The organism is Aliiroseovarius sp. xm-d-517, from assembly GCF_013283135.1.
GTDB classification, from domain to species: Bacteria; Pseudomonadota; Alphaproteobacteria; order Rhodobacterales; family Rhodobacteraceae; genus Aliiroseovarius; species Aliiroseovarius crassostreae.
Map to the genome: position 1 here is coordinate 2009154 of NZ_WBXT01000001.1, position 18849 is coordinate 2028002.

General features: G+C 60.6%; 21 protein-coding genes, 1 tRNA gene and 1 riboswitch. Of the genes, 10 read left to right on the forward strand and 12 right to left on the reverse strand.

Annotation, left to right across the window (positions count from 1 at the left end; genetic code table 11):
* Positions 1-240 precede the first annotated feature (240 nt).
* The 3 genes from XMD517_RS09710 (at position 241) to XMD517_RS09720 (ending at position 2588) form a co-directional block, all read left to right on the forward strand.
* Positions 241-528 (forward strand): HU family DNA-binding protein, encoded by a 288-nt coding sequence (locus XMD517_RS09710; protein ID WP_055187272.1) that lies wholly within the window; start codon positions 241-243, stop codon positions 526-528.
* Positions 529-675: 147 nt separating this feature from the next.
* Positions 676-1584 (forward strand): DMT family transporter, encoded by a 909-nt coding sequence (locus XMD517_RS09715; RefSeq protein ID WP_254449660.1) that lies wholly within the window; start codon positions 676-678, stop codon positions 1582-1584.
* A 98-nt stretch (positions 1585-1682) separates the two neighbouring features.
* Complete coding sequence (locus XMD517_RS09720; RefSeq protein WP_173486109.1) at positions 1683-2588, forward strand: DMT family transporter; 906 nt, start codon at positions 1683-1685, stop codon at positions 2586-2588.
* A gap of 148 nt (positions 2589-2736) precedes the next feature.
* Here XMD517_RS09720 and XMD517_RS09725 read toward each other — a convergent pair whose 3' ends face one another.
* From XMD517_RS09725 to XMD517_RS09740, 4 genes are all read right to left on the reverse strand, one after another.
* Positions 2737-3408 (reverse strand): HD domain-containing protein, encoded by a 672-nt coding sequence (locus tag XMD517_RS09725; RefSeq protein ID WP_368493328.1) that lies wholly within the window; start codon positions 3406-3408, stop codon positions 2737-2739.
* A complete protein-coding gene (aroC, locus tag XMD517_RS09730; protein WP_173486110.1) occupies positions 3392-4492 on the reverse strand; it encodes a chorismate synthase in 1101 nt (366 codons plus the stop codon). Before aroC ends, XMD517_RS09725 begins: the two co-directional genes overlap by 17 nt.
* Positions 4493-4651: 159 nt before the next feature.
* Positions 4652-5617, reverse strand: a complete 966-nt coding sequence (locus tag XMD517_RS09735) for a DMT family transporter (RefSeq protein ID WP_173486111.1) — start codon at positions 5615-5617, stop codon at positions 4652-4654.
* Between the two features lie 105 nt (positions 5618-5722).
* Positions 5723-6514: an SDR family NAD(P)-dependent oxidoreductase gene (locus XMD517_RS09740; RefSeq protein WP_173486112.1), complete on the reverse strand. Its 792-nt coding sequence runs from the start codon at positions 6512-6514 to the stop codon at positions 5723-5725.
* Positions 6515-6746: 232 nt separating this feature from the next.
* Positions 6747-6854, forward strand: a riboswitch (TPP riboswitch).
* Positions 6855-6893: 39 nt separating this feature from the next.
* Between XMD517_RS09740 and thiB the strand changes: the two genes are divergently transcribed.
* From thiB to XMD517_RS09760, 4 genes are all read left to right on the forward strand, one after another.
* Positions 6894-7874, forward strand: coding sequence for a thiamine ABC transporter substrate binding subunit (gene thiB, locus XMD517_RS09745; RefSeq protein ID WP_173486113.1), 981 nt, complete (start codon positions 6894-6896; stop codon positions 7872-7874).
* On the forward strand, positions 7850-9418 hold the full coding sequence (locus XMD517_RS09750; protein WP_173486114.1) for a thiamine/thiamine pyrophosphate ABC transporter permease ThiP: 1569 nt from the start codon (positions 7850-7852) through the stop codon (positions 9416-9418). The genes thiB and XMD517_RS09750 overlap by 25 nt, the downstream gene beginning before the upstream one ends.
* Positions 9405-10097: an ATP-binding cassette domain-containing protein gene (locus tag XMD517_RS09755; protein WP_173486115.1), complete on the forward strand. Its 693-nt coding sequence runs from the start codon at positions 9405-9407 to the stop codon at positions 10095-10097. Before XMD517_RS09750 ends, XMD517_RS09755 begins: the two co-directional genes overlap by 14 nt.
* Positions 10098-10200: 103 nt before the next feature.
* Complete coding sequence (locus XMD517_RS09760) at positions 10201-10488, forward strand: hypothetical protein (RefSeq protein ID WP_173486116.1); 288 nt, start codon at positions 10201-10203, stop codon at positions 10486-10488.
* Positions 10489-10584: 96 nt separating this feature from the next.
* On the opposite strand, the gene XMD517_RS09765 is transcribed toward XMD517_RS09760, so the two are convergent.
* Genes XMD517_RS09765 through petA form a run of 3 tightly spaced genes read right to left on the reverse strand, consistent with a single transcriptional unit; the run spans position 10585 to position 13296 of the window.
* Positions 10585-11397: a cytochrome c1 gene (locus tag XMD517_RS09765; RefSeq protein ID WP_173486117.1), complete on the reverse strand. Its 813-nt coding sequence runs from the start codon at positions 11395-11397 to the stop codon at positions 10585-10587.
* Positions 11398-11411: 14 nt separating this feature from the next.
* Positions 11412-12725, reverse strand: a complete 1314-nt coding sequence (petB, locus tag XMD517_RS09770) for a cytochrome b (protein WP_173486118.1) — start codon at positions 12723-12725, stop codon at positions 11412-11414.
* A gap of 10 nt (positions 12726-12735) precedes the next feature.
* Positions 12736-13296: a ubiquinol-cytochrome c reductase iron-sulfur subunit gene (petA, locus tag XMD517_RS09775; RefSeq protein WP_173486119.1), complete on the reverse strand. Its 561-nt coding sequence runs from the start codon at positions 13294-13296 to the stop codon at positions 12736-12738.
* Between the two features lie 631 nt (positions 13297-13927).
* On the opposite strand from petA, the gene XMD517_RS09780 reads away from it, so the two are divergent.
* Together XMD517_RS09780 and XMD517_RS09785 are read left to right on the forward strand one after the other, a co-directional pair.
* Positions 13928-14218 (forward strand): hypothetical protein, encoded by a 291-nt coding sequence (locus XMD517_RS09780; RefSeq protein ID WP_173486120.1) that lies wholly within the window; start codon positions 13928-13930, stop codon positions 14216-14218.
* A 12-nt stretch (positions 14219-14230) separates the two neighbouring features.
* Positions 14231-14788 (forward strand): hypothetical protein, encoded by a 558-nt coding sequence (locus tag XMD517_RS09785; RefSeq protein WP_254449659.1) that lies wholly within the window; start codon positions 14231-14233, stop codon positions 14786-14788.
* Between the two features lie 7 nt (positions 14789-14795).
* Here XMD517_RS09785 and XMD517_RS09790 read toward each other — a convergent pair whose 3' ends face one another.
* The 5 genes from XMD517_RS09790 to dapF all read right to left on the reverse strand — a co-directional run bounded on the left by XMD517_RS09790 (position 14796) and on the right by dapF (position 18615).
* Positions 14796-15404 (reverse strand): glutathione S-transferase family protein, encoded by a 609-nt coding sequence (locus XMD517_RS09790; protein WP_371732373.1) that lies wholly within the window; start codon positions 15402-15404, stop codon positions 14796-14798.
* An 81-nt stretch (positions 15405-15485) separates the two neighbouring features.
* Positions 15486-15788: a hypothetical protein gene (locus XMD517_RS09795; protein ID WP_173486121.1), complete on the reverse strand. Its 303-nt coding sequence runs from the start codon at positions 15786-15788 to the stop codon at positions 15486-15488.
* 61 nt (positions 15789-15849) lie between these two features.
* A complete protein-coding gene (locus XMD517_RS09800) occupies positions 15850-16467 on the reverse strand; it encodes an FMN-binding negative transcriptional regulator (protein WP_173486122.1) in 618 nt (205 codons plus the stop codon).
* A gap of 50 nt (positions 16468-16517) precedes the next feature.
* Positions 16518-17780 carry a tRNA (N(6)-L-threonylcarbamoyladenosine(37)-C(2))-methylthiotransferase MtaB gene (gene mtaB / locus XMD517_RS09805; protein WP_173486123.1) on the reverse strand — a complete coding sequence of 421 codons (1263 nt, stop codon included), beginning with the start codon at positions 17778-17780 and terminating at the stop codon, positions 16518-16520.
* Between the two features lies 1 nt (position 17781).
* Positions 17782-18615, reverse strand: a complete 834-nt coding sequence (dapF, locus tag XMD517_RS09810) for a diaminopimelate epimerase (RefSeq protein ID WP_173486124.1) — start codon at positions 18613-18615, stop codon at positions 17782-17784.
* Positions 18616-18724: 109 nt separating this feature from the next.
* On the opposite strand from dapF, the gene XMD517_RS09815 reads away from it, so the two are divergent.
* Positions 18725-18800 (forward strand) — tRNA-Lys (locus tag XMD517_RS09815).
* Positions 18801-18849: the final 49 nt, after the last annotated feature.

Sequence of the window (18849 nt, forward strand, 5' to 3'; positions counted from 1 at the left end):
CTCCCGCCCGCTCAATTTCCCCTACGTAAGCTCGCAATGGTTGCATGGCGGGCTTATCCGACACCCGCAGGGCCAAACCCGACCCCAGACAAAAAACTTCAGCTTTGACCAGCTGGAAAAACCCAAAAAACCGCGAATTTCCCCTTTTTTTCCTGCAACAAATCGTTGTGTCGCCCTGTCACATACAGTTAAATGCGCCCAATGAAGCCCAAGTAATGGGCAATTGAGGAGTGTAAATACATGTCGAAACCGATGACCAAGACCCAACTGGTTGCAGCTCTCGCTGAAGAAATGGGCGCTGACAAGAAAACCGCAGGCGCCGCTCTGGACGCCATGGTGGGCATCATCACCAAAGAAGTGTCGGGCGGCGGCGCTGTGACCCTTCCGGGCGTTGGCAAAATCTATTGCCGCGAACGTCCGGCCCGCACCGTGCGCAACCCCGCCACCGGTGAGCAGATCCAAAAAGAAGCCGACAAGGTGGTGAAAATGACCATCGCCAAGGCTCTGAAAGACAGCGTGAACGGCTAAGCCTTCACCGGTCTCATGGACCAGACATTCGGAAAGGGTCGCCATCTGGCGGCCCTTTCTTTTTGTCTCCGCTTCGAAAAGGGCAGGAAACGGATCGTATCCGTGCGGCGAAATTGCAAAGGTGGTGACCGTTGCAAAGGACCTGCCATGCCAAACCGTTTTGATCTGCCTGCCGCCGTGATGCTGGTGACCCTCGCTGCTGTCTGGGGCGGGTCGTTTTTCTTTGCCGAAATCGCACTGCGAGAGCTGCCACCCCTGACAATCACCCTGCATCGGGTGGTCTGGGCGGTGCCAATCCTTTTGGGTGTCCTGCGCCTGCGCCACATTCCCCTGCCGCGTGCGCCGCGCATCTGGGGCGCCTATCTGGTGATGGGGGCCTTGAACAACGCCCTTCCCTTTTCGCTGATTTTCTGGGGACAGCAACAGATTGACAGCGGGCTGGCTTCGATCCTCAATGGCACCACAGCGATGTTCGGCGCGGTGGTGGCCGGGATCTTGCTGAAGGATGAGCCGCTGACCCCCAACAAGCTGATTGGCGCAGCACTTGGTCTTGCGGGGGTTGCGGTGATCATGGGACCGGGGGTGTTGAGCGGGCTGGATCCCAGCAATCTTGCCCAGCTCGCCATTATCGCGGCGGCGCTCTCTTATGCCTTTGCCAGCGTCTGGGGCAAGGTCACCCTTGCAGGCCAACCGCCCCTGATGAATGCCGCAGGCATGTTGATCGGATCCGTTGTGCTGATGGGTCCGCTGGTGCTGATTGTGGATGGGGTGCCGAGCCTATCTTTGCGACCCGCCACATGGGGGGCACTGATCGGGGTGGCCGCCCTGTCGACCGCTCTGGCCTATGTGCTCTACTTCGCCATTCTGGTGCGTGCAGGCGCCGCCAACCTGATGCTGGTCACGCTTCTGATCCCGCCTTTTGCCATCGGGCTTGGGGCGGCATTTCTGGGGGAGCGTCTGCCCAGCTCGGCTTTTGCCGGGTTTGCGGTGATTGCCCTGGGTCTGGCGGTCACGGATGGGCGGCTCTTTCGCCGCCATTCGATTAAGCGTAGCTGACCTGACAGGGCAGGGATTTCAACCTCACCCCGCATTGCCACCCTCCCCGTCGCCGCCTAGGGTGTGTCACCACCCAACGCAGCATTCAGGAGCGGCAGATGGACATTCGCGCAATTCTCATGGGGCTGGGGTTTGCCCTCATGTGGTCGTCGGCCTTCACCTCTGCCCGGATCATCGTGGCGGACGCCCCCCCGCTCTATTCCCTTGCGCTCAGGTTCTTCATATCCGGCCTGATTGGTGTGGGGATTGCCAAGGCGATGGGGCAGAACTGGCGCCTGTCCCGCTCGCAATGGAAAGCGGTGCTGGTGTTTGGGGTCTGCCAGAACGCGCTGTATCTGGGGCTGAACTTTGTGGCGATGCAATGGGTTGAGGCCTCTCTGGCCGCGATCATCGCCTCCACCATGCCGCTGATGGTGGCCTTTGCGGGCTGGACATTGCTTGGGGACCGGCTGCGGCCAATGGCGGCACTTGGCCTTTTGGCCGGTGTGGTCGGGGTGGCGCTGATCATGGGGGCACGCCTGTCAGGAGGGGTGGATCTGCTGGGTGTCGGGTTCTGTTTCATCGCGGCCGCCGGGCTGACCGTGGCCACGCTTTCGGTGCGTCAGGCCAGTGCGGGGGGCAATCTGATGATGATTGTCGGGCTGCAGATGTTTGTGGGGGCGTCGGTGCTTTTTGTCTTTGCGGCCTTCCTTGAAACCCCCAGTTTCACGCCCAGCCTGCGCCTGTTCGCGGCCTTCAGCTACACGGTGCTGGTGCCCGGCCTTCTTGCCACGTTGGTCTGGTTTGCCCTTGTGGCGCGGATTGGCGCGATCAAGGCCGCCACGTTCCACTTTCTCAACCCGTTTTTTGGCGTGGCAGTGGCGGCGGTCTTGTTGGGCGAGGCACTGGGCTGGCTTGATATTCTTGGCGTGAGCATCATCACAATCGGCATCCTGATGGTGCAGCTGTCAAAGCAACAGCCCCCGGCCCCCTCAGTTTCGCAACATTCTCCCACGCGGACGTAATTCAGCGCCGCCTCATCACGACATCACCTGAACCGTCCCACCACATAAACTGGCACCATGGAACTGGCAGCGGCCACGACGTAAGGGGCGCTGCCCCTCGCACTGCGTGCTCACCCCGGAGTATTGTTGCCAAGAAGAAGGGGGGCCGTTACCAGGTCGGCGCGGGCTGTCCGAGTTCTTGAGCCAAATCCTGCAAGAACCGCCGCAATATATCTGCGCGTTGACGGGCAAGTTTGCGCCCGGTTTCGGTTTGCATCTGGTCAGGCAGTTTCAGAAGTTTCTGGGGGAAATGATCCAGGGCGAACGCGGTGTCGTTCAGCGTGCGATCTGTTGCGAACGGGTCGCTCGGGTGAAACAGCGAACGCCCCAGCGCGCCGGAAACGGCAAAACAGCGCGCCAGACCAATGGCGCCCAGGCTTTCAATTCGATCCGCATCTTGCACCACGCGGGCCAGCGCTGTTTCACAGGGGATCCCGGCGGAAAAGGAGTGCGCCGCTATGGCATGACAGATTTCCGCAACCTCCTGCGGCGAGAAATCCAATCCCATGAGCAAGGGGGCGGCCGCTTCGGCAGACAGGGTCGAGGCGCGGTGGCGCTCCGGGTCATTTTTGGGAAGGGTCACTAGGTCATGCAGATAGCAGGCTGCCATCAGCTGGTCACGTTGCGCCAGTTGCTCACCTGCAGCGATCTGTTGCGCATTGGCCCAGACCCGGTCCGCATGGGCCAGGTCATGCCCGCTATCGGTTGGGCCATTTGCCGTCAGGGTATCGGACAGGATGCCGCGAAGGGCCTCGTGCAGGGTTTCAGCCGATCGGGCCACGCAGCCCCCCGGTCTGCGCGCGATCCAGAAGCAGGTGATCAAGCACCACGCAAGCGGCCATGGCTTCGCCAACCGGCACAGCACGAATGCCCACACAGGGATCATGGCGACCTTTGGTGATTACCTCGATCGGCTCCCCCGTCTTGGTGATCGACTTGCGCGGGGTGAGGATTGAACTGGTGGGTTTCACCGCAAAGCGCACAACAATGTCCTGCCCGGTCGAGATACCGCCCAGAATGCCCCCCGCGTGGTTTGAGCTGTATTCTGGCCCATCCGGCCCCATGAAGATCTCATCCGCATTGGTGGTGCCCCGAAGGGCGGCGGCAGCCATGCCTTCACCAATCTCAACACCTTTCACCGCATTGATCGACATCATCGCGGCGGCCAGATCCGTGTCCAGCTTGCCGTAAACCGGTGCGCCCAGCCCGGCAGGAGCGCCCCGCACGACCACTTCAACTGCGGCGCCGACGCTGTCATTGTCCTTGCGAATCTGCAGCAGATATTTCTCCCAATCCGCCACCGCGTCTGCATCGGGCAGCCAGAAAGGATTGCCGTCGATGGCATCCCAGTCGAACTTGTCGCGGTCCAGATGCAGCTCGCCCATCTGGGTCATGTATCCCTTGATCTCAATGCTTGGCACCAGCGCCTTCAGCACCTCGCGCGCCACCCCGCCAGCCGCCACACGGGCCGCGGTTTCGCGCGCCGAGGACCGCCCCCCGCCGCGCGGATCACGAATGCCGTATTTCTGATGATAGGTGATATCCGCGTGGCCGGGGCGAAATGTCTTTTCAATCTCGCCATAATCCTTCGACCGCTGGTCGGTGTTTTCGATCATCAACTGGATCGGCGTGCCGGTGGTCTTGCCCTCATAGACACCAGACAGGATGCGCACCTGATCAGGTTCATTGCGCTGCGTCGTATGCTTGTTCTGTCCCGGACGCCGTTTGTCCAGCCAGACCTGCAGCATCCCGGCCTCAAGCGGCACACCCGGCGGGCAGCCATCCACCGTGGCCCCAAGCGCAGGCCCATGGCTTTCACCCCAGGTGGTGACACGGAAAACATGACCAAAGCTGTTCATCGACATGGGCGCGCTCCTTTGCTTGCTCCCCTGATAGCGGGGCAAGGCGGGAAAGGAAAGATTGCTTGATCATCCGGGCCCGATGCCTGTTGCAAAAAGCGGCGCCCTCTTCCTCTTGCTGCAAATATCCCGGGGTGAGCCGCCCAGCGGCGAGGGGCAGCGCCCCTATTCCCCCTCCGCCTTTGGCCGGCGGTGTTTGGGCTTCGGGCTGACCCCGGCATCATAGCGCATATTCGGATTGCGCAGGATCGGATTGCGGGCTGACACTTTTGGCCGGCTTTCACGCCAGACAATGAACACCCCCGAGCCGATCACGATGCTTGCGCCAACCCCGACCCAGATATCCGGGAACTCGGCAAAAAAGACCGCGCCGAACACCGTCGCCCAGAGGATCTGGCTGTATTGCGTCGGCGCCACCACTGCGGCAGGGGCCGCACGATAGGCCGCAATCAGACAGAATTGCGCAACGACCGACATCAGCCCCACCGACGCCGACAGCCCGAGATCGGACAGCCCCATCGGGACATAGACAAAGGGCAGGGCCGCCCCCATGAACAGGATTGAGGACAGCATCGGGTAAAGGATCATCACCGCCGTGCGCTCCTGCCCGCCGATCCGGCGCATGATGATCGACCCCAGCGCCGACATGCAGGCTGCGGTCAAAGCTGCAATGTGACCGGTGGATATCTCGGTCACGCCAGGCCGGAGCACCACAATCACCCCCACAAGCCCCACCAGAACCGCCGCCCAGCGCTGCAGGCGCACCGGCTCTCCCAGCAGCAGGGCGGACAGGGCGGTGATCAGCAGCGGCGTGGCAAACAGCAACGCATAGACCTCAGCCAGGGGCAGAACGGTAAACGCATAAAACGCCGACGCCATGGCAATCACCGAAGACAGCGCCCGCAACAGGATCAGCCAGGGATGATTGGGGCGAAAATTATCCACCTGCCGATCCGCCAGCATCACCATGGCCATCGGCACAAAGGCAAACAGCATGGCGAAAAAGATGATCTGGAACACGGAATAGCTCATCCCAAGCGCCTTGATCACCGCGTCATGGGTGGCAAAGACGGCAAAACCGGCAAAAGCGTATCCGAGCCCGCCAAGCGGGGAGCGTTGGGTGGCGGGCATGACCCTCTCCATAATGCAGGATGTTACCGCTCACATCGCGCAATATGCGGGGCAGGTCAAGGGGGGGCACGGGGGCACCGGGGGCGACACTTCCGAATGAGGAGCTCACTCCCCCGATCGCCCCGGAGCAGCGATGCTGCCCGCCAGCATGCCCCCATCCAGATTGATTTCGCTCCCGGTCATGTAGGTCGCTTCATCTGACGCGAGCAGGACGCAGACCGCCGCCACCTCCTCCGGCATGCCGAACCGCCGCAACGGCGTGTCCGCGACAAAGGCGGCCATCCGCGCCTCCCGGTCCGGGCCATCACCCAGCATCGGCTCCCACATCGGGGTCAGAACCGCCGCCGGGTGAACGGAATTGCAGCGAATGGCCAGCCCCTGTTCAGCACAGTATAGCGCCACGGTCTTGCTGTGATTGCGCACCGCCGCTTTGGAGGACGCATAGGCGGCAGCGGCCGGGATGCCAACCAGACCTGAGCGGGACGAGATGTTGATGATCGCCCCGGCCCCCTTCCTGCGCATGGCCGCAATGGCATAACGACAGCCCAGAAAGGTGCCGTCCAGATTGGTGCGATGCACCGCGTGCCAATCCGCAAGCGTGGCGTGCTCGGGGTCATGGGCGCAGGGACCTTCTTCAAACCCGGTGATGCCCGCATTGTTCACCAACACGTCGATCGCCGGAAATTCATCCGCAAAGCGGGTCCAATCGCCCTCCTCCCGCACATCAAGGCGGCGGGCAATGGCACCGATCTGCGCGGCCACCTCCTGCGCAGCTTTCAGGTTTATATCGGTAACAATCACCCGCGCGCCTTCACGGGCAAAGGCGGTTGCAATGGCGGCCCCAATGCCGCGCCCTGCGCCGGTTACGACGCATGTCTTCTGGTTTAAACGTGTCATGAAATCCTCGGAGTGTTCAGTCTATCTGCAACGATCCCCCCGGCGCCCACCGGGTGGATTGAATGAAATTCCAGCTGTGCCGTGTCAGATGATCACTGGACCTACTCCTTGATTGAAACAGGACATACGAAATTTACCGAGATTTTTCAATGGGCCTGCCCCGACAGCCTGAGGGTCCGGCCATGGCAGATGCACAGCCCCCTTGCCAATCCCCCCCATTTGCGGGCATTCAGGGGCCACCTCGGGGTGCGATGCGACCTGCATAGCTGAGATGCCAACCGGCAAACCCGTAGAACCTGAACCGGTTAAGACCGGCGGAGGGAAGGTCGGTCATCCATCCGAACCCACCCAGACCCGTCCGGCGCCATTGGAGGATGATATGAAAAGAACTTCCCTTGTCGCAGGTGCATTGCTGATTGCTGGCGCTGCACATGCTGAAACCCTCACCGTCTATACCTATGACAGCTTCACATCCGACTGGGGCCCCGGCCCGGCGGTGGAAAAAGCGTTTGAGGCCGAGTGTGGCTGTGACCTGCAATTTGTCGCCGTGGGGGACGGGGCCGAACTCTTGTCGCGCCTCAAACTCGAAGGTGCGCGCACCGAAGCCGACGTGGTGCTGGGGCTGGATACCAACCTGACCGCCGCCGCAAAAGCCACCGGGCTTTTCGCCGATCATGGCGTCACGGCGGACTGGACCGTGCCGGTGGAATGGACCGACACCACCTTCATCCCCTATGACTGGGGCTATTTCGCCTTTGTCTATGACAAGGCCAAAGTGACCAACCCGCCGAAATCCTTTGACGAGCTGGCCGCGTCCGAGCTGAAAATCGTCATTCAGGATCCGCGCAGCTCGACCCCCGGCCTGGGCCTTCTGATGTGGGTGAAAGACGTCTATGGCGACAAGGCCCCCGACGCGTGGGCCGGCCTGAACGACCAGATCGTGACTGTGACCAAAGGCTGGTCCGAAGCCTATGGCATGTTCCTGGAAGGGGAGGCCGACATGGTGCTGTCTTACACCACCTCCCCCGCCTATCACCTGATCGCGGAAGAAGACGACAGCAAAGCCGCCGCCGCTTTTGACGAAGGCAACTATCTGCAGGTCGAAGTGGCGGGCAAAATCGCCGGCACGGACCAGCCGGAGCTGGCCGACAAATTCCTGGCCTTCGTGGCCTCGGATGCGTTCCAGTCAATCATCCCGACCACCAACTGGATGTATCCGGCTGTGACCCCGGCAGCTGGCCTGCCCGACGGGTTTGACACGCTCGCCAAACCGGCCAAATCGCTGCTGATCCCGGCGGACAAAGCTGAAATGGTGCGCGACGCAGCCCTTGAAGAATGGCTGGCGGTATCCGCGCAGTAAGCCACATAGATCGCACCACCACCCTCGGGCTGATTGCTCTGGGGGTGGTGGTTTGCCTGACGCTTGGCACGCTGGGCGTCGTGGCGCTGTATGCCGAAGACAGCAGTGCGCTGGCCTCCCGTGACTGGTCCGCCATCCGCTTCACCCTCTGGCAGGCGGCGCTTTCTGCGCTCATTTCCGTCACCCTCGCCATCCCCGTTGCCCGCGCCTTGGCACGGCGCAGCTTTCCCGGCCGCGCAACCCTTGTCACGCTTCTGGGCGCTCCGTTCATCCTGCCGGTGATGGTGGCCGTTTTGGGACTGATCTCGGTGTTTGGTCGCAAGGGCATCCTGTCACAAACCCTGATTTGGGCTGGATTAGAGCCTGTTTCTATTTATGGCTACCATGGCGTGATCCTTGCGCATGTGTTTTTCAACCTGCCGCTGGCAACCCGCCTGATCCTGCAGGGCTGGCTCGCGATCCCCGCCGAGCGGTTCCGCCTTGCCGCCTCTCTTGGCATGGGGCCGCGGGACATTTTTCGCACGCTTGAACGCCCGATGCTGCGCGAAGTGCTGCCGGGGGCTTTCCTCGTGATTTTCCTCATCTGCCTGACCTCATTTGCCGTGGTGCTGGCGCTGGGCGGCGGCCCCAAAGCCACCACGGTAGAGCTTGCGATCTACGAAGCGTTTCGCTTTGACTTTGATCTGGGCCGTGCGGCGAAACTGGCACTGGTGCAGTTTGCCCTTGGCGCGGTCGCTGCCTTTGTGGCGTTTCGCGTGTCCATCCCCCATGACAGCGGCACAGGGCTCGATCGGGCGGTCCTGCGCTGGGATGACGGAGCGGGGCAGAAGCTGCTTGATATCGCGGCCATCACGCTTGCGACGCTGTTTTTGATCCTGCCCCTGTCCATGATCCTTGCAAATGGGCTGCCGGGCCTGTGGTCCCTGCCGCAAAGCGTATGGCTGGCCGCAGCCCGCTCTCTCATGGTCGCGCTGGGGTCTGCCGCGCTCACCCTTCTCATCGCCCTGCCCATCGCCGCCCTTGCCGTGCGCCGCGGATCGCGTCTGGTTGAGGGGGTCGGCTACCTGACCATTGCCGCGTCACCGCTGGTGATCGGCACCGGGCTGTTCATCATGATCTTCCCGTTCCTGCGCCCCTCCGACCTCGCCCTGCCGGTCACCGCCCTGGTGAACGCCGCGATGAGCCTGCCTTTTGCCCTGCGCGTTCTGACCCCGGCGCTGGCCAGTGTCGAACGCGATTACGGGGCGCTTGCGGATGGGTTGGGCCTGACCGGCATGGCCCGGCTGAGGCTGCTCTGGTTGCCGCGCCTGCGCCGTCCAATCGGGTTTGCGCTGGGGCTTGCCGCCGCGCTGTCCATGGGGGATCTTGGCGTGATCGCCATGTTTGCCGCCCCGGATAACGCGACCCTGCCCTTGCAGCTTTACCGGCTGATGGGGGCCTATCGCATGGCGGATGCGGCGGCCGCAGGGGTGCTGCTGTTGGGGCTGTCGCTCCTGCTGTTTTGGATATTCGACCGCGGAGGCCGGGTTGATGCTGATCGTTGACACTATGAAAATCTCGATGGACGGGTTCGGGCTGCACGGAAGCCTGACCCTGCCCCAAGGGGCGCGCGCCGCCGTATTGGGGCCGTCGGGTGCGGGCAAATCCACCTTTCTTGCAGCCCTTGCAGGGTTTCAGCCGCTCGCCAGCGGGCAGATCACCTGGCAGGGCACAAAACTGCCCACACGCCCCTCGGAGCGCCCGATCAGCATGGTGTTTCAGGACAATAACCTGTTTCCGCATCTGAGCGTGGCCGAGAATGTCGGTCTGGGTCTGCGCCCGGACCTGAAACTCTCCTCAGAAGACCGGCGCCGGGTTGAGCAGGCACTGGACCGGGTCGGGCTGAGCGGCCTGGGCGGACGCAAACCCGCCCAGCTTTCCGGCGGGCAAATCGCGCGTGTGGCCCTTGCCCGCGTGCTGTTGCGCAACCAACCCCTGCTTTTGCTCGATGAACCGTTTGGCGCGCTTGGTCCGGCGCTGAAATCCGAAATGCTTGCCCTGGTGGAAGAGCTGCTGGATGAGACCGGGGCGACGCTTCTGATGGTCAGCCACGACCCGCAGGATGCCCGCGCCATCTGTGATCAGGTGGTGCTGGTGGCAGAGGGGCAGCTCCACCCCGCCGTCGCCACGGATGAGATCTTTGCCCAGCCCCCCGAAGCCCTGCGCGACTATCTCGGCCACTGACACCGGGCGGTTTTGGCAGTTTTGCCAGCTTGTGCTATCATCATCCCTTTCACGCCCCGTGATCTGTTTGCGTAAGGGCAATTCAAAAGAATTGGAGGGAGTGATGTTTGCACGTGTAACTGAATATAAAATGAAAGCCGGATCCCGCGCTGCGGCGACCGAAACGTTGAACGCAATGAAAGCAAAGATCCTGGCGATGCCCGGGATGATGCAGTTTATCAATGTGATGAATGAGGATGGATCGGGCTATGTCGTGGCGCTTGTTGAAAGCGAAGCGACGTCCAATGCCAATGCGGAAGCCGTCGCGGCCGCCTGGGCGCAGTTTTCGGATTTTCTGGAAACCACACCGACACCCAAAGGGTTTGACGTGATTGCCAACTGGTCAGCCTAACGCGTTTCGACTGTAACCTGTCCGCACCATCAACCGGCACGGCATGAAAAAGGGCGCCCCGAAAGGCGCCCTTTTGAACTCATCTGGTCCCCGCGATTACAGGTCCAGTTTCTTGCCCTTATGCGGGGCCCAGAGTTTCTTGTTGGTCAGGTAGAGCAGCGAGGTCAGCAGAACCAGCATCAGAACGGAAATGAACCCGACCTGTTTGCGGTCATGCATCTTCGGCTCGGCAGCCCACATCAGGAAGGCCGACACGTCTTCGGCCAGATGATGGGCCGAGTTGTTGTGACCATCGTCAAATTCGACCGAACCATCTTCCAGCTGCGGCGGCATCGAGGTCCAGCCACCGGCAAAGGCGGTGTTGCCATTGAGGAAGTTGCCTGCCACTTCCTGTTCTTCACCGGTAAAGCCGGTCAGGAAGCTGTAGATATATTCCGGGCCACCGATGCCTTTGACGAACTGGTTGATACCAGTGCCTGCAGGACCGTGGAAACCGGCGCGGGCTTTTGCCATCAGGCTGAGGTCCGGCCCCATGCCTTCACCCGACACGGTCGGGAAGAAATCAGCCGGCTTGCGCGGGCGGTCATCTTCCAGTTCCGGGTCATAGATGGTGAAGTTGTCGGCGGCATAGGCGCGCACTTCGTCTTCGGTATACTCGGGCCCGCCGGGATCCGACAAGGTGCGCAGCGGCACGTAGCGCAGACCGTGACAGGCCGAGCAGATCTCGGTGTAGACTTTCAGACCGCGACGCAGCTGTTCCTTGTCATAGGTGCCGAACGGCCCTTCGAATGAGAAGGCCACGTCTTCGATATGCTGATCACCCCCACCGGCGGCCTGAGCCGCGCCGGTGGTCAGGCCCAGGGCAAGGCCCGAGACCAGAAGAGCGGTTGCTGTGAGTTTCTTGATCATGGTTTTAGATCCTCTCACTCGGCTGCGCCGGGATAATGGGCGTTGAAATCTTCCTCGATGGTCGCCGGCGGGGTGCTCGGTTTTTCGAACAGGCCCAGAAGCGGCAGGATGACCAGGAAGTATGCGAACCAATAGGTGGAAGCGATCAAAGAGATCGAGTCGTAGGGCGGATCCGTCGGACGGGCACCCACCCACATCAGGACGAAGAAGTCGACCAGAAGCAGGCGATACCACCATTTGAAGGCCGGGCGATACTGACCCGAACGGACCGACGAGGTGTCGAGCCAGGGGGCCAGGGCCATCACGGCGATGGCGCCGAACATGGCCAGCACACCGAAGAATTTCGCATCGACGATGCCACCGGTGATGAAGCTGACGAATTGCACGGCCCATACATCGGCGGTGAAGGCACGCAGGATTGCGTAGAACGGCAGGAAGTACCATTCCGGCACAATATGTGCGGGCGTTACCAGCGGGTTCGCTTCGATATAGTTGTCGGGGTGACCGAGGTAGTTCGGCATGAAGCCAACAATCATGAAGAACACGATCAGAACCATGCCCAGACCCACGAGATCCTTGATCACGAAATAGGGCCAGAACGGCAGGGTGTCTTTTTCGGCTTCTTCTTTCGACCCGGTGCGCACGTCAACGCCGGTCGGGTTGTTGTTGCCGGTGTTGTGGAACGCCCAGATGTGCAGGCCAACCAGGGCCGCAATCACGAAGGGCAGCAGATAGTGCAGCGAGAAGAAGCGGTTCAGCGTGGCGTTGTCCACGGCCGGACCACCCAGAAGCAGCGTCTGGATCGGCTCACCCACAACCGGGATCGCACCAAACAGGCCGGTGATCACGGTCGCGCCCCAGAAGGACATCTGACCCCAGGGCAGAACGTAGCCCATGAACGCGGTGCCCATCATCATCAGATAGATCAGCATACCGATGATCCATGTGATTTCGCGCGGCGCCTTGTAGGAGCCATAGAACAGGCCACGGAAGATGTGGATGTAAACGGCCACGAAGAACAGCGACGCGCCGTTGGCGTGGATATAACGCAGCATATAGCCGCCGTTCACGTCGCGCATGATGTGCTCAACGCTGGCGAATGCCAGGTCAACATGCGGGGTATAATGCATCACCAGGATGATGCCGGTGACAATCTGCAGAACAAGGCAGAAGGTCAGAACAATGCCCCAGATCCACCACCAGTTCAGGTTCTTGGGGGTGGGGATCATCAGGGTGTCATAGGCCAGGCCGATGATCGGCAGGCGCTTGTGCATCCATTTTTCGAAACCCGACTTGGGTTCGTAATGGTCGTGAGGAATACCGGACATTTACGCCTCCTTAGCCGAGCTTGATAACAGTTTCTTCAACGAATTCCGCGGGCGGAACCGGAAGGTTTTCAGGGGCCGGTCCTTTGCGGATACGGCCAGACGTGTCGTAATGCGAGCCGTGGCACGGGCAATACCAGCCACCGAAATCACCAGCACCATCACCCAGAGGCACACAGCCAAGGTGGGTACACACACCCATCATCACCAGCCATTCGCCAGCTTCGTCCATGGTGCGGTTCTCATCGGCCGCATCGGTGCCCGGCTTGTTGGCGTTCTCCGACAAGGGGTCGATCAGATCACCCAGCGCAACCGCGCGGGCTTCGTCGATCTCTTCTTGCGTGCGGCGACGAATGAAGACCGGCTTACCCAGCCATTTCACCGTGATCTGGCTGCCAACAGCCACATCGGCAATATCGACGCGGATCGAGCTCAGCGCCCGAACATCGGCAGAGGGGTTCATTTGGTTGACGAGGGGCCAAACCGCTGCACCGGCCGTTACGGCTGCGGCGCCACCGGTAGCGTAGTAAAGGAAATCCCGGCGGGTTCCTCCTTGGTCGTCGGCGTGTGACACGTGCGCATCTCCTTAGCTGGGCCGCAATTCGTGCGACCAACACGACATGAGACCGCAAAAATGCGGCCTGCTTCGCGGCTGTTTAGCCAAGGATGGCGCGCCAGTCCAGAAGTCATTAGGGCGCAGGCACGGCTTTTCAAGGTAATGACGCCCGGAAACCGCACCCAATGCGCACTGTTGGCGCGAACATGTAAAAATTTACCCTGATTCTGTAAAATTTCCGGCCCCTGCACCATGACATCGCTCAAGTTGGACGCGACGATCCGTCACGTGAGTCGCCCATCCCGATACGTCCTTTGGGATGCGCGCTGACACCACCTACCTCTGAGTTGGATTGGGGTGGCGATTACTCGCTCAGAGATTGCAAAATGCGAAGAAGGAATTGCCTGATAGCGCAAAACCGATTATCAACAACATGACGCGGCACCAAACTGATGCCGCGCCTGAGAAAATGTTTTTTTTGGTCAATTGTCGCCAGCCGCCACCACTCACAATCAAAATAGCGGCTCGACAGCAACAGAGATTAAGGTAATTTCACATAGTGTCAACATGAGACTACCTTAATCCTGTTGCACCTTATCAATTGAACGGCAGGCTGCTGCCACAAGATATTTGAACAGGATGGCTTGATATGTCGGAAATTTCCAAACTGGCCGAATTGCGAAAACTGCTTCTCGAAATGGAAAAAGCCATAGGCATTCAGGATTTATCCGCCACGGAGCGCGATCTGTTCTACGCGGCATCAGATCTGTCGCTTACCCAGCGCGGGGTGAAAACCACCAACCTGCAATCCCACAGCCTCGTTGCAAATATCTCACGCCCGACCTTTTTCCGGACGCTCAAATCACTGGTAAATAAGGGTTACCTCCGCCAGCTCGAATCCGTCGGCAAAGGGCATTACGAAGTCAAGAGCCCCGAATAGGAGCAGCCCGACTTGCAGTTCCTGAGCGGTCTTTCATCTCTGGCAAAAGAAACCTTTGTGGTCAGCCTGGCCTATACGCTTGCGTTTTGCGCGACCTTCAAGTTCCTGATGCCGGTGCAGAACAGCTTTTTCCCCGAGTTTCAGAGCCATGCCAGCCTGCTCTTCCTGCCCCATGGGGTGCGGGTCCTGTCTGCGTGGCTCCTGGGCTGGCGATCGGTCATTGCCCTGACACCGGGGGTGATCCTTGCCTTCTGGGGGGTGGCCGGGGCGGGCATGTTCACGCCCAGCCGCCTGTTTGCCCTTGCGATCGCGGTGATCCTGCCCGCCGCCGTGTTCCACGCCTTTCGTCTGGCGGGCTGGGATCTGCGCCCGAAAGAAGAGGCGCGGCCGTGCTGGGGATGCATTGTCCTGACCGGGGTGGTGATCTCGGTGCTCACCGCAAGCCTCACCAACCTCGCCTTTGGCAGCACGACACATGATTACCTCGCCTATCTGATCGGCGATTTCTTTGGCCTGTTCTTCCTGATGGCCATCCTGATGTTTGCCTTTCGCAGCCTGCGAAAGGCCTGAGGCCGGTTCAGACCGGTTTGGTCGCCCGGAAACTCTCACGCTGAGAAAAGACGGCAAACCAGTCATCCAGCGCGTCACGCCCCTTGCGCCATTCCCGGTCACCATGGCGGAAGTCGAGATAGCCCAGCGCACAGCCCACCGCGATCTGGCCCATGTCAACCGGACCGGCAAGATGGCTCATCCAGCGGGTGTTCAGCGCATCCAGCGCGCCGTCGATCTTGCCCCATTGCGCATCCAGCCAGCCGCCGAATTGCATGTCCTCCGGACGGCAGCGGTTCTCATACACCATCAGCACCCCCGCATCCATGATCGCATCCCCGGTGGCCTCAAGCGTCAGCACCTCCCACAGGCGGGTCTGCGGATAAAGCCCCCCCTGCACCCGCGCATCCAGAAACCGCGTCACCACCCGGCTGTCATAAAGCGTGCACCCATCGGGGCGCACCAGCGCGGGGATTTTCGACAGGGGATTGGCCGCGGTCAGTTCCGGGTTGGGGGCGGTTGGGGAGGACATGACCTCAACCACCTCGACATCCTCCTGACCGGTTTCGATCAGCAGCACCTTGGCTTTGCGCGCGAAGGGAGAGGGCGGGGAGGAAATCAGCTTCAGGCCAGTCATGATATACCTTCAATAACTTTAAAGTTTGCGATTTTGGACGGTGAAAAGTTTAAACTTCGGGGGCTCGCCCCACGCCAAAGATTAAACTTTACGAAAGCGAAACCGGGTGAGCGACACCGCGTCAATCTCAATACCCGGACCATTTTGCCCAAGGCGAAACACCCGGCGCAGGCGACCGGTGGCATTGACCTGATCGCGATCCGGCCCCCGCTCCTGCCCCAGGCCGCGCCGCAAGGTCAGCCCTTCCGGCACATCATCCAGCGCATCCTCTGCGCGTTGATCCCGGCGCCCCCGCTCAACCGAACGGGCAACGGCATAGGTGGCCACGGCCACAGCGCCGTAACGCAGGGCAACAACCGCAATCGGGGCAAGGGGCAACGCCATGGGAAGCTCCGGTCTGATCCACTTGCGTTCAAATATAGGAAATAAAGGGCGAAAAGTCCACTTAGCCGGGCAGGTTGCGCATCAGATCGGCAAGGGATTGCACGTCCTGCCCCAAGCCGGTTTCCAACTGATCTGCGGCGGCGAGACGGGCCGCATCCCCTTTGTTCTGGCCCAGTTTGAACGTGCTTTCCAGCCGCTCGACCTGCAGGCGGGCGGGGCGGATCTGACGCATCATGCGCGCACGCGTCTCAGTCGCCATCTTCTCCATGGACCACGCCGGTTTTCTTTCAATTCTTTCTTCAAAAGCAGCAACTTGCCGGTTCAGAAGATCTTCAAGACCCTCCTCTGGCATGGCCTCAACATGGCCGCGCAGATGCACCGCGACATAGTTCCAGGTCGGCACCTGATCGTCGACCCCATACCAATCAGGCGAGATATAGCCATCCGGGCCGCTCACCGACAGCGTGGCCGGGATGGGCTGATCAAGCAGCCGCGCAACTTCATTCGAGCGCACCAGATGAAACTCGGCATAGCGCCCGTCATCGCTCAGAATGAAGGGCAGATGTACCATCACCGGCCCGACCGAGCCATTCACCCCCAGCACGCCAAACCCGCGCTTACGGGCAAAATCGAGACTGATCAGGTCTTCGACCTGACGAAAAGCTGAGTTGGGATGCATTGTGACCTCGTGACCAGAATCATAATTTGACTACAACCAGTGACAGAAAATCAGACCAGCAGTTGCCCGTCTAGGTAATTCGTCGGCTGGGCGATCACGATTTTCCCTTCGACCTGAGGATTGCGGAAAGTGACTTCAGCAAAATGCTCTGTCCGACCCATGATCGGATTTTCCATAAGGATGTTATGGGTTTGCCCCACCTGCGCCGCGAGGTAGGCCTTTGCCGCCGCATCCCCAGCAGCCCGCAGACGGGCCGCGCGTTCCTTGATCACATTGCCATTGACCTGATCCGGGATTTTCGCCGCAGGTGTGCCTTCGCGTTTCGAATAGGGGAAGACATGCAGCCAGGTCAGGCTGCACTCCTTGATCAGTTTCAACGAGTTCTCGAAATGGGTCTCGGTCTCGGTCGGGAAGCCTGCGATAATGTCCGCCCCAAAGGTGATGTCGGGACGCAGTCGCTGCGCCTCTTCGGTGAAGGCGATGGCATCGTCCCGCAAATGGCGGCGCTTCATCCGTTTGAGAATCAGGTCATCCCCGTGCTGCAACGACAGATGCAGATGCGGCATCAGGCGTTTCTCGGTCGCGATCGCCTGCATCAGGTTGTCATCCGCCTCGATGGAATCGATCGAAGAGATCCGCAGGCGCGGCAGGTCCGGCACCAGTTTCAGGATCCGCATCACCAGATCCCCCAAACGCGGCTTGGCAGGCAGGTCGTCACCCCAGCTGGTCAGGTCCACCCCGGTCAGCACAACCTCATTGAAGCCCTTGTCCACAAGACGCTTGATCTGATCAACCACCACACCCGCAGGCACCGAGCGTGAATTGCCCCGACCATAGGGGATGATGCAGAAGGTGCAGCGGTGATCGCAACCGTTCTGCACCTGAACATAGGCGCGGCTCCGCGTGCCGAAACCGTCGATCAGGTGGCTTGCGGTTTCGGTGACAGACATGATGTCATTGACCTGCACCCGCTCTGTCTGGCCGATCAGGTCCGGGGCCAGCCCGGCCCAGGTTTCGGGCGACATCTTTTCGCTGTTGCCAATGACCGCGTCCACCTCGCCCATGGCGGCAAACGTCTCAGGCTCGGTCTGGGCCGCACATCCGGTCACGATCAGCTTGGCCTCCGGGTTGTCGCGGCGCAGTTTTCGGATCTCCTGCCGTGCTTTGCGCACCGCTTCCGCGGTCACCGCACAGGTATTGATCACCACAGCCCCTTCCACGCCTGCGTCTGCCGCAAGCCGTTTCATGGCCTCGGTTTCATAGGCGTTCAAGCGACAGCCCATGGTCGCAAAGACGGGCGGTTTCGCAGTCATGTCAAAGGTCTTTCAGAAAGGCAGGGGTCAGTTCCCCCGCAAAGACAAACGCCGTGGGGCCGGTCATCCAGACGCCATCATCACGAATGTCCAGCGTCAGCCACCCCCCATCCAGCTCCATCCGCACCTTGGGCCCGGTCAGGCCCCGCTGATACGCCGCAACCGCAGTGGCGCAGGCCCCGGACCCGCACGCAAGCGTAATGCCGGTGCCACGTTCCCAGACCCGCATACGGATCTCATCCTCGGCGCGGACCGAGGCAAATTCCACATTGGTATGTTCCGGAAACAGGTCGTGGGTTTCAAACTCGGGTCCAACCCCCGCCACATCCACCAGATCGGCGTCATCCACGAAGAACACACAATGGGGGTTGCCCATGCCAATCGCCGCCGGATCGCCCTCAATCGGCAGATGCGCGGTGTCTACGTCACGTGCCAGCGGCACCTCGGCCCAGCTGGTTTGCGGCTGCCCCATATTCACCGCCACCTGATCCCCGTCTTCGCGGGCCTCAAGCACGCCGCGCGCGGTTCGAATGGTCAGCGCGGTTTTGCCGGTCTGATCCATCATGTAACGCGCCACACAGCGCGTGGCATTGCCACAGGCCCCGGCACGCGATCCGTCACTGTTCCAGAAATCCAGATCGATATCGGCCACATCCGAGCTGCGAATCTCAGCCAGTTGATCAAACCCGACCCCCCGGTTGCGATCCCCCAGTTTCGCCGCAAGCTCCCGTGTCACAACAGCTTCGCGCCCTCGTGAATCAATCATCACGAAGTCATTTCCCGCCCCATGCCATTTCATGAAGCCCAGATTCTCAGGTGTCGAAACATGTTCCATGAGGCGCGATATAGACCTTTCGAAGAACTTTTGCCAGAGAACGCAAAATTTCTGCGTTTTTTGGGTTGACCCCCCCAGCACACAACACTAGAACCCGCCCTCACAGAGTGGGCCGTTAGCTCAGTTGGTAGAGCAACTGACTTTTAATCAGTGGGTCGAAGGTTCGAATCCTTCACGGCTCACCACTTAAACCAAAGCCTTAGGCGGAAACGCCTGAGGCTTTCTTTTTGCTGG